Genomic DNA, 10000 nt, shown 5'->3' with positions numbered 1-10000 from the left:
TGTATGTTGGGCAGCCTCCGATGTGTATAAGGGACAGGGCTGGTGGTGACGGTCGCCGACGTCACCGAAGAACGGTCTCGGACTGGCGGCGCTGATCACCGGGCTGCTGGCCCTGCCCGCGGTGCTCACCGTGTTCGGCGGCTTCGTTCTCGGCCTGGTGGCGATCGTGCTGGGTTTCCTCGGCTACAGCCGGGCCAAGAAGGGCGAGGCGGACAACGGCGGCATCGCGATCGCCGGCGTCGTGCTCGGCTTCCTGGGCATCGTGCTCAATGCCGTGCTGATCGCCGTCGGCGTCTGGGGGTTCATGAAGATCGGCGGCGGAGACTACGTCGACTGCATGCAGCGGGCCGGCAATGACCGCGCCGCCCAGCTGCAATGCGAAGAAGAGTTCCGCGGCAAGATCGAAAACCAGTTCAGCGTCACCCTCACCCCCACCGGGTAGCGGCCGCGCCGGTGCTCAGCGACCGGGGAAGTGCTTGACGATGCCTTCCTGGACCACGGTGGCCACCACGTTGCCCGCGGTGTCGAAGAAGTGCCCGGTGCCCAGCCCGCGCGAATCCGAGGCCACCGGGGAACTCGTCGAGTAGAGCAGCCAGTCGTCGAAATGCACCGGCCGGTGAAACCACACGGAGTGGTTGACGGTGACCGCGAAGATCCGGTCGAACCCCCATGACAACCCGTGGGTGGTGATGATCGAGTCCAGCACCGTGGTGTCCGACGAGTACACCAGCGCGGCGTTGTGCAGCACCGGGTCGGCGGGCATCGCGCCCACGGTCTTCATCCACACCCGGTTGTGCGGCAGGGCGCCACCCTTGTCGCGCATCACCCAGGCCGGGTCGTTGGTGTAGCGCCACTCGATGGGCTTGAGGGCGTTGACGAAATGCGGAACGGTCTCCTCGTAGCCGGTCAGCAGCTCACCGATTCCGGGCAGGTCGTGCGGCGGTGCCACCTCCGGGGTGGCCAGGCCGTGCTCGAGTCCACGGCCCCCGGCCAGATACGAGACCAGCGCGGTCACCAGCAGCTGGCCGTCCTGGCTGACGTCCACACGCCGGTTGGCGAAACGGCGCTCGTCGCGCAGCCGGACCACGTCGAACTGCAAATCCTTGGACGGATCACCGCCGGCGATGAAATGCACCGACAGCGCGCTGGGCGGGATGTCGGTGCGCAGGGTCCGGCTGCCGGCGACGAAGGCCTGCGCCATCATCTGGCCCCCGAAGGTACGCACCGGGTTCTTGCTCGGGTGACTCCCGATGAACCGATCCTCGCCGGCGGGTCGAAGGTCAAGGACCCCGAGAAGCTCGTCGAAATCTGAGCTCGCCGGCAAGTGCGCCTCCTCCTCGGCCTCGTCCCTCGGCCGCATCGTCGTACCGCTGATGCCCGACCTGCGGCACTCCTCCTCGGCCTCGTCCCTCGGCCGCATCGTCGTACCGCTAGTGGTCGTCCTCCCCGATCCGATGCACGTGGATCAGGTTCGTCGAGCCTACTGTGCCCGGCGGAGCACCCGCGACGATGATCACCAGATCGCCGCGCTTGTAGCGGCCAAGCTCCAGCAGCGACTTGTCGACCTGCCGGATCATCTCGTCGGTGGCGGTCATGTGCGACACGATGAACGTCTCGGTGCCCCAGGTCAGCGCCAGCTGACTGCGCACCTCGGGCAGCGCGGTGAACGCCAGCAGCGGCAGCGGGGTGTGCAGCCGAGCCAGCCGTTTGACGGTGTCACCGGACTGCGTGAAGGCCACCAGGGCCTTCGCATCGAGGCGCTCGCCGATATCGCGCGCCGCGTACGAGATGACACCCCGCTTGGTCCTCGGCACGTGGGTCAGCGGCGGTGCCGCCGTGGAGTTCTCCTCCACCGCGGACACGATGCGCGCCATCGTGCGCACCGCCTCCAGCGGGTACTTCCCCACCGAGGTCTCCCCGGAGAGCATCACCGCGTCGGCGCCGTCGAGCACGGCGTTGGCCACGTCGGAGGCCTCGGCCCTTGTGGGACGGGAATTCTCGATCATCGACTCGAGCATCTGGGTGGCCACGATCACCGGCTTGGCGTTCTCCCGCGCCATCTGGATGGCGCGCTTCTGCACCAGCGGCACCTCCTCCAGCGGCAACTCGACACCGAGATCGCCGCGGGCCACCATGACCGCGTCGAAGGCCAGCACGATGGCCTCCAGGTTGTCGATCGCCTCGGGCTTCTCCAGCTTGGCGATCACCGGGACGCGGCGACCGACGCGGTCCATCACCGCGTGCACCAGCTCGACATCGGCCGGCGAGCGCACGAACGACAGCGCCACCAGGTCGACGCCGAGCTTCAGCGCGAACTCGAGGTCGTCGATGTCCTTCTCCGACAGCGCGGGCACCGAGACGTTCATCCCCGGCATGGACAGGCCCTTGTTGTTGCTGACCGGGCCACCCTCGGTGACGGTGCACACCACGTCGGCGCCGTCGATGTGCTCGACGACCAGCGCCACCTTGCCGTCGTCGACCAGCAGCCGGTCACCGGGCTGGGCGTCCTTGGACAACTCCTTGTAGGTGGTCGAGACCCGGTCGTGGTTGCCCTCGCAGTCCTCGACGGTGATCCGCACGGTCTCGCCGGTGGCCCAGAACGTGGGGCCCTCGGCGAAGCGGCCCAGCCGGATCTTCGGGCCCTGCAGGTCTGCCAGGATGCCCACCGCGCGGCCCGTCGCGTCCGAGGCGGCGCGCACCCGCTTGTAGGCAGCCTCGTGGTCGGCGTGCTCGCCGTGGCTGAAGTTCATCCGGGCCACGTCCATGCCGGCTTCCACGAGATGTTTGACCATCTCATCGGTTCCGGTCGCCGGGCCGAGCGTGCACACGATCTTGCCGCGTCTAGTCACGACGCCTCAGCATAGTCCTGCCCCTCGGGCTTCTCGACCGATCCAGATGCCGATGGCGTGGACGCCAGGTGACGGCCGCCAATGTTCGCGTCGGCGTCACCAGACGGACATCCGTCACACCGCCGCGAGCGGAAGCGCCGTCGGGTGCACGGGCGCCGGCAGATCCGACTCGCCCATCAGGAACACGTCGACCGCATGCGCGGCCGCGCGTCCCTCGGCGATGGCCCACACCACCAGCGAGGCCCCACGGTGGGCGTCCCCGCACACGAACACCCCGGGCGCGGTGGTCTGCCAGTCCGGGCCGCACGGCAGCGCACCGCGGCGGTTGAGATCCAGGTCGAGGCCCTCGAGCAACGGCATGTGCTCCACACCCTCGAAGCCGATCGCCAGCAGCGCCAGGTCGCACGGCAGCTGCATCGACTCGCCGACCGGCGTGATGGTGCGGCGCCCGTCGGCGTCGCGGGTGACCCGAACCTCGGCGATCTCCATGGCACGGACGTTGCCGTCCTCGTCGCCGATGAACCGCTGCACGGCCACCTCGTAGCGGCGCTGACCCCCCTCGGCATGGGCATTGGAGGTCCGCAGCACCAGCGGCCACGTCGGCCACGGGGAGCGGGTGTCATCCCGGGCCTCCGGCGGCTCGGGGTTGTAATCGAGCTGGGTCACCGAGACCGCGCCCTGGCGGTGGGCGGTTCCCAGGCAGTCGGCGCCGGTGTCACCCCCGCCGATGATCACCACGTGCTTGCCCGCGGCGGTGATCGCCGACGGGCCGTCGCCCTCACACTCCTTGTTGGCCGGCACCAGGTGCTCCATCGCCAGGTGGACGCCGTTGAGATGGCGGCCCTCCACGTCGTTGTCGCGCGCCCGCAGCGCCCCCACGGCCAGCACCACCGCATCGAAACGGTTCCGGAGTTCCTCCACCGAGAGGTCCACCCCGACCTCGCAGTCGGTGACGAACCGCGTTCCCTCGGCGCGCATCTGGGTGAGCCGCTGATTCAGCGTGCCCTTCTCCAGCTTGTACTCCGGTATGCCGTAGCGCATCAGGCCGCCGAGGCGGTCATCGCGCTCGTAGACGGTGACGTGGTGACCGGCGCGGGTCAGCTGCTGTGCGGCGGCCAGGCCCGCCGGGCCCGATCCGACCACGGCCACGCTCTTGCCGGTGGAGATCGCCGCCGGCTGGGGCTCGACGATGCCGTCCATCCACGCCTGGTCGGCGATGGTCTGTTCGATGCGCTTGATCGTGACGCTGCCCCCGGTCCGCTCCTCACCGATCGAGAGCACACACGCCGCCTCGCACGGGGCCGGGCACAGCCGGCCGGTGAATTCGGGGAAGTTGTTGGTGGCGTGCAGCCGGTCACTGGCCGCATCCCAGCGGCCGCGCCGGACCAGGTCGTTCCATTCGGGGATGAGGTTGCCCAGCGGACACCCCGCCGTCCCGGAGTGGCAGAACGGGATCCCGCAGTCCATGCACCGGCGGGCCTGCTGGCTGACCTCACCGGCGCGTTCGTGCGGGTCCTGACGCTCATAGACCTCACGCCAGTCGCCGACCCGTTCGTCGACCGGCCGTTTAGCCGCCTCGCTCTTGGTTACCTGCAGAAAGCCCTGGGGGTCAGCCACGAGTTGCCTCCATGATCGCGGTGTCGACGTCGCGTCCCTCGGCCTTGGCCATCCGGGTGGCCTGCAGCACGCGTTGGTAGTCCAGCGGCATGATCTTGGTGAACTGGGCGCTGCGCCGAGGCCAGTCGGCCAGCACGGATGCCGCCACCGTGCTGCCCGTGTAGTGCGCGTGCCGCGCAACGACTTCGCGCAGCCACGCCAGATCCTCGGGTTCGAGGCGCTGCAACTCCACCATCGCGGTGTTGACCTTGGCCGGGTTGAGGCCCAGCACGTAGGCGATACCGCCCGACATGCCCGCGGCGATGTTGCGTCCGGTCGGACCGAGCACCACCACCCGGCCACCGGTCATGTACTCGCAGGCGTGGTCGCCCACACCCTCGTTGACCGCCAGCGCGCCGGAGTTGCGGGCGCAGAACCGCTCCCCGACCCGGCCGCGCAGATAGACCTCCCCGGAGGTGGCCCCGTAGAGCAGCGTGTTGCCGGCGATGACGTGGTCCTCGGGAAGGAACAGCACGTCGTCGGGCGGCCGTACCGCGATCCGGCCACCCGAAAGCCCCTTGCCGACGTAGTCGTTGGCGTCGCCGACCAGGTCGATGGTGATGCCCGGGGGCAGGAACGCGCCCAGCGACTGGCCGGCCGAGCCGGTGAGTTTCACCGTGATCGTGTCCGCGGGAAGCCCCGTGGCGCCGTATCGGCGGGTGACCTCCGAGCCCAGCAGGGTGCCGACGGTGCGGTTGACGTTGCGCACCGGCAGCTCCAGTGTCACCGGGTGGGCGTCCTCGAGCGCACCCTCGGCGAGCGCCACCAGGGTCTGGTCCAGGGCGTGGTCGAGTCCGTGGTCCTGATCACGCACCCGGCGGCGCTGGGTCTGGTCGTCACCGGGAACCGCGAAGAGCCTGCTCAGATCCAGGCCCTTGCTCTTCCAGTGCGCCACACCCTCCGCGGTGTCGAGCAGCTCGGCGTGCCCGACGGCTTCGTCGATGCTGCGGAATCCGAGCTTGGCCAGGTAGGTGCGGATGTCCTCGGCGATGAACCGGAAGAAGTTCTCGACGAACTCCGGCTTGCCGTTGAACCGCGCCCGCAACTCGGGATTCTGGGTGGCCACCCCCACCGGGCAGGTGTCGAGGTGACACACCCGCATCATGATGCAGCCCGACACGATCAGCGGGGCGGTGGCGAAGCCGTACTCCTCGGCCCCCAGCAGCATGGCCACCACCACGTCGCGGGCGGTACGCATGCCGCCGTCACACTGCACGGTGATGCGGTCGCGAAGACCGTTGAGCACCAACGTCTGCTGGGCGTCGGCCAGTCCGATCTCCCACGGCGCCCCCGCATGCTTGAGCGAGGTCAGCGGCGCCGCGCCGGTCCCGCCGTCGTAGCCACTGATGAGCACCACGTCGGCGTGCGCCTTCGAGACGCCGGCGGCCACGGTCCCCACCCCCACCGAGCTGACCAGCTTGACGTGGATGCGCGCCTCGGCGTTGGCGTTCTTCAGGTCGTGAATGAGCTGGGCCAGATCCTCGATCGAGTAGATGTCGTGGTGCGGCGGCGGTGAGATCAGTCCCACACCCGGTGTCGAGTGCCTGGTCTTGGCGATGCTGGGATACACCTTGTAGCCCGGAAGCTGCCCGCCCTCACCGGGTTTGGCCCCCTGCGCCATCTTGATCTGGATGTCGGAGGCGTTGACCAGGTAGTCGCTGGTCACGCCGAACCGGCCCGAGGCGACCTGTTTGACGGCGCTGCGCCGACGCGGATCGTAGAGCCGGTCGGTGTCCTCGCCGCCCTCGCCGCTGTTGGAGCGGCCGCCGAGATTGTTCATGGCGACCGCCATGGTCTCGTGCGCCTCGGCCGAGATGGAGCCGTAGCTCATCGCGCCGGTGTTGAACCGGGTGCAGATGGAATCGACGGACTCCACCTCCGAGAGCGGGACCGGCTCGCGCACCCCCTCCCTGATACCGAACAGGCCGCGCAGCGTGCCGCCCGCACGGGAGAGCCTGTCGACCTCCTCGGTGTACTTGGCGAACACGTCATGGCGGCCCGTGCGTGTCGAATGCTGCAGCAGGAACACGACTTCCGGGCTGAACAGGTGCAGTTCTCCGTCGCGGCGGAACTGGTACTCCCCGCCGACCGAGAGCCGCCGGTGGGCCCGCTCGGTGGGGTTCTCGGGATAGGCGCGCCGGTGCCGGAACCGGACCTCGTCGGCGAGCACGTCGAGCCCCACCCCACCGAGCTGGCTGACGGTGCCGGACAGGTATTCCTCGACGACCTCCTTGTCCAGACCGATGGCCTCGAAGACCTGCGCGCCGGTGTAGGAGGCCACCGTGGAGATGCCCATCTTGCTCATGACCTTCATGACGCCCTTGCCGAGCGCCTTGAGATAGTTGCGGACCGCGGTGGAGGTTTCGATCCCGGTCAGCTCCCCCTCCCGGATGAGGTCTTCGATCGACTCGAACGCCAGGTAGGGGTTGACCGCGGCGGCACCGAAACCGATGAGCAACGCGATGTGGTGCACCTCGCGTGCGTCGCCGCTTTCGACCACCAGCGCGACCTTGGTGCGTTCCTTGGTGCGCACCAGGTGGTGGTGCACCGCCGAGACCGCCAGCAGCGACGGGATCGGGGCCTTGGTGTGGTCGGAGTCGCGGTCGGAGATCACCAGGGTCCGCGCACCCTTGGTGATCGCCTCGCTGGCCCGCAGACGCAGGTCCTCGATCGCCTCGGCGAGCCCTTCGCCCCCGCGCTCGACGTCGTAGAGGGCGCGCAGCACGGTCGTCCTGAGCCCGGGATGCTCATGGTCGTCGTTGATGTGCACGATCTTGTTGAGGTCGTCGTTGTCCAGCACCGGCCACGGCAACAGGATCTGCCGGCACGACGCGGCACCCGGTTCCAGCAGATTCTGTTCGGGACCCATCACCCGCGCCATCGAGGTGACGATCTCCTCGCGGATGGCGTCCAGCGGCGGGTTGGTCACCTGGGCGAACAGTTCGACGAAATAGTCGTAGAACAACTTCGACCGCTGCGAGAGCACCGCGACCGGGGTGTCGGTGCCCATCGAGCCCAGCGGCTCGGCGCCCGAAGCCGCCATCGGGGTGAGCAGGATGCGCAGATCCTCCTCGGTGTAGCCGAAGGCGATCTGGCGGCGCACCACCGATTCGTGGTTGGGCTGCACCCGGCCACGGTCGGGCAGGGAGTTCAGATCCAGCAGACCCGAGTGCAGCCACTCGTCATACGGGAACTGCTCGGCGAGTTCCTCTTTGATCTCGTCGTCGGAGATGAGCCGCCCCTGGGCGGTGTCGATGAGGAACATCTTGCCGGGCTCGAGCCGGCCCTTGGCCACCACCTCGCCGGAGGGCACGTCGAGCACACCGGACTCGCTGGCCAGGATGACCCGGTCGTCGATGGTGCGCCACCAACGGCCCGGCCGCAGCCCGTTGCGATCGAGCACGGCGCCGACCACGGTCCCGTCGGTGAACGTCACGCAGGCCGGGCCGTCCCACGGCTCCATGATCGAGGCGTGGAACTGGCAGAACGCCCGCCGCGCCGGCGACAACGTGGTGTTGTTCTCCCAGGCCTCGGGGATCATCATCATCACCGCGTGGGGCAGACTGCGGCCACCCAGGTGCAGCAGTTCCAGAGTCTGGTCGAAGGACGCCGAGTCCGAGGAGTCCGGTGTGCAGATCGGGGACAGCCGGGCCAGGTCGCCGCCGATGTGGGAGCTGGACAGCATCGCCTCGCGGGCGTGCATCCGGTTGCGGTTGCCGCGCACCGTGTTGATCTCACCGTTGTGGGCGACGAAGCGGAACGGGTGGGCCAGCGGCCAGGACGGGAACGTGTTGGTCGAGAACCTGCTGTGCACGATGGCGATGGCGCTCTGGCAGCGCTCGTCGCGCAGGTCCTCGAAATACCTGGGGAGCTGCATCGTGGTGAGCATCCCCTTGTAGGTGATGGTGCGCGACGACAGCGATGCGAAGTACACCCCCGTGCCGGCCGCCTCGATCTCGGGTGTGACATGTCCGGCGCGTTTGCGGACCGGGTACACCCGGCGGTCCAGGTCGATGCCCGACAGCGGTGCCCCGTTGTGGCCGCGGGCGGTGACGAACAACTGGGCCATGTAGGGCATGCATCCCAGGGCGGTGGCGCCGACCTCCGCACCGTCGGGATCGACCGGGACCGCGCGCCACCCCAGCACCTCGACACCCTCGTCGGCGGCGATCTCCTCGATGCGCTGCCGGGCGGCCTCGCGCGCCTCCGGATCCATCGGTAGGAAGGCGATGCCCGCGGCGAATCTGTTCGCGCCGTCGGCGGCCGGCTCGGGCAGCTCGAAGTCCACCACCTCCCGCAGCAGCTCCACCGGGAGCTGCAGCAGGATCCCGGCACCGTCACCGCTGTTGGGTTCGGCGCCCGCGGCGCCACGATGTTCCAGATGCTCCAGCGCGATCAGCCCGTCGGCGACGATCGCGTGCGAGCGCCTGCCCTTGATGTCGGTGACCATGGCGACACCGCAGGAATCGTGTTCCTGCTCGGGGTCATAGAGGCCCTGAGCCTCGGGTAGGGCTGAGAACAGCATCTCCAACACCTCCGCTGTCGAGCTGCGGGTGCGAGAGTTGTTCTGTGTGAAGGGCTCTCAAGCGCTCAAAGCGGCCGCAGTCTGACGATTGATTTCGGGACTGCACCGGCCCGACCAGTGTGGCGGCACCGCGTTCAGGCGTTGCACAGCCATAGGTCAGTCTATCAGCGCAACGCCTCGGCTACCCACTGAGAATGGTCGGCACCAGCGGAAAGGCGGGCAGATTGCGCACGACGGTCCAGCTCACCGCGGCGACCACCAGGACCACCACCGCCGCGGGCGGGAAGATCCGGCGCCCCTGCCACCACCGGACGAGCACCCACAACGCCAGCATCGGCAGCCCCACCAGCAGGAACACGTTGTCGACCACCGCTGCGGCGAGGTCGGCGTGCAGGAGGTCGTGGGTCATCCGCAGCCCGCCGCAGGCGGGGCAGTCCCAGCCGGTGATCATCCGGAAGGGACATCCCGGGTACAGCGACCCGGGACGGTGCGGGTCGATGAGGCCCACATAGGCCAGGGCGCCGGCAAACGCACCGGCGGTACCCAGCACCGTCCAGGTCGCAACCTTCCGGGTCGGCACCCGGTGCTGCCGGTCGGTGGTGCCGGTTTCCATCGGCGCTACGTCCCGTCGCGCAGGGGACGGCCCTGCGGGTCACGCACGCTGCCGGTGAAGATCATGATGGCGTCGACGATCCCCCAGATCACCGCACCGATGCCGCAGGTGACGACGCCGACGATCAACTGTGCGATACCCAGTCCGGTCTGACCGAGATAGATCCGACCGAACCCGACGAGACCGAACAGGCCGATCAGCTGCAGCAGGCCGGCCACCACTTTGGATTTGTCCGACAGCGGCTCACCGGTCACGGGGTGCCGGCCGTAGGGGGCGACCGGGTCGTAGTAGCCCCCGTAGGGCGGTGGGTATCCGCCCGCGGGGTACTGGCCGGGTGGGGGCGGATAGCCCTCGAAC

At 68.8% G+C, this 10000-nt stretch carries 7 protein-coding genes; 1 reads left to right on the top strand and 6 read right to left on the bottom strand.

Annotation, left to right across the window (positions count from 1 at the left end):
* The first annotated feature begins 82 nt into the window (after positions 1 to 82).
* Positions 83 to 442, top strand: a complete 360-nt coding sequence (locus tag CSR00_RS28190; protein WP_281259767.1) for a DUF4190 domain-containing protein — start codon at positions 83 to 85, stop codon at positions 440 to 442.
* A 15-nt stretch (positions 443 to 457) separates the two neighbouring features.
* On the opposite strand, the gene CSR00_RS28185 is transcribed toward CSR00_RS28190, so the two are convergent.
* The 6 genes from CSR00_RS28185 to CSR00_RS28160 all read right to left on the bottom strand — a co-directional run.
* Complete coding sequence (locus CSR00_RS28185) at positions 458 to 1360, bottom strand: acyl-CoA thioesterase II (RefSeq protein ID WP_099025677.1); 903 nt, start codon at positions 1358 to 1360, stop codon at positions 458 to 460.
* Between the two features lie 70 nt (positions 1361 to 1430).
* Positions 1431 to 2849 (bottom strand): pyruvate kinase, encoded by a 1419-nt coding sequence (gene pyk, locus CSR00_RS28180; RefSeq protein WP_099025673.1) that lies wholly within the window; start codon positions 2847 to 2849, stop codon positions 1431 to 1433.
* A 114-nt stretch (positions 2850 to 2963) separates the two neighbouring features.
* A complete protein-coding gene (locus CSR00_RS28175; RefSeq protein WP_099025672.1) occupies positions 2964 to 4466 on the bottom strand; it encodes a glutamate synthase subunit beta in 1503 nt (500 codons plus the stop codon).
* Entirely contained in the window at positions 4459 to 9030 is a 4572-nt protein-coding gene (gene gltB, locus CSR00_RS28170; protein ID WP_099025676.1) for a glutamate synthase large subunit, read from the bottom strand. The genes CSR00_RS28175 and gltB overlap by 8 nt, the downstream gene beginning before the upstream one ends.
* 181 nt (positions 9031 to 9211) lie before the next feature.
* Positions 9212 to 9643 (bottom strand): DUF2752 domain-containing protein, encoded by a 432-nt coding sequence (locus tag CSR00_RS28165; RefSeq protein WP_099025671.1) that lies wholly within the window; start codon positions 9641 to 9643, stop codon positions 9212 to 9214.
* Positions 9644 to 9648: 5 nt separating this feature from the next.
* On the bottom strand, positions 9649 to 10000 hold a 352-nt coding region (locus tag CSR00_RS28160), incomplete at its 5' end, for a TM2 domain-containing protein (RefSeq protein ID WP_141564512.1).

The organism is Mycolicibacterium palauense, assembly GCF_002592005.1.
Taxonomy (GTDB): domain Bacteria; phylum Actinomycetota; class Actinomycetes; order Mycobacteriales; family Mycobacteriaceae; genus Mycobacterium; species Mycobacterium palauense.
The sequence above is the reverse complement of the archived record's forward strand: the minus strand, read 5'-3'. Positions and strand labels throughout refer to the sequence as shown.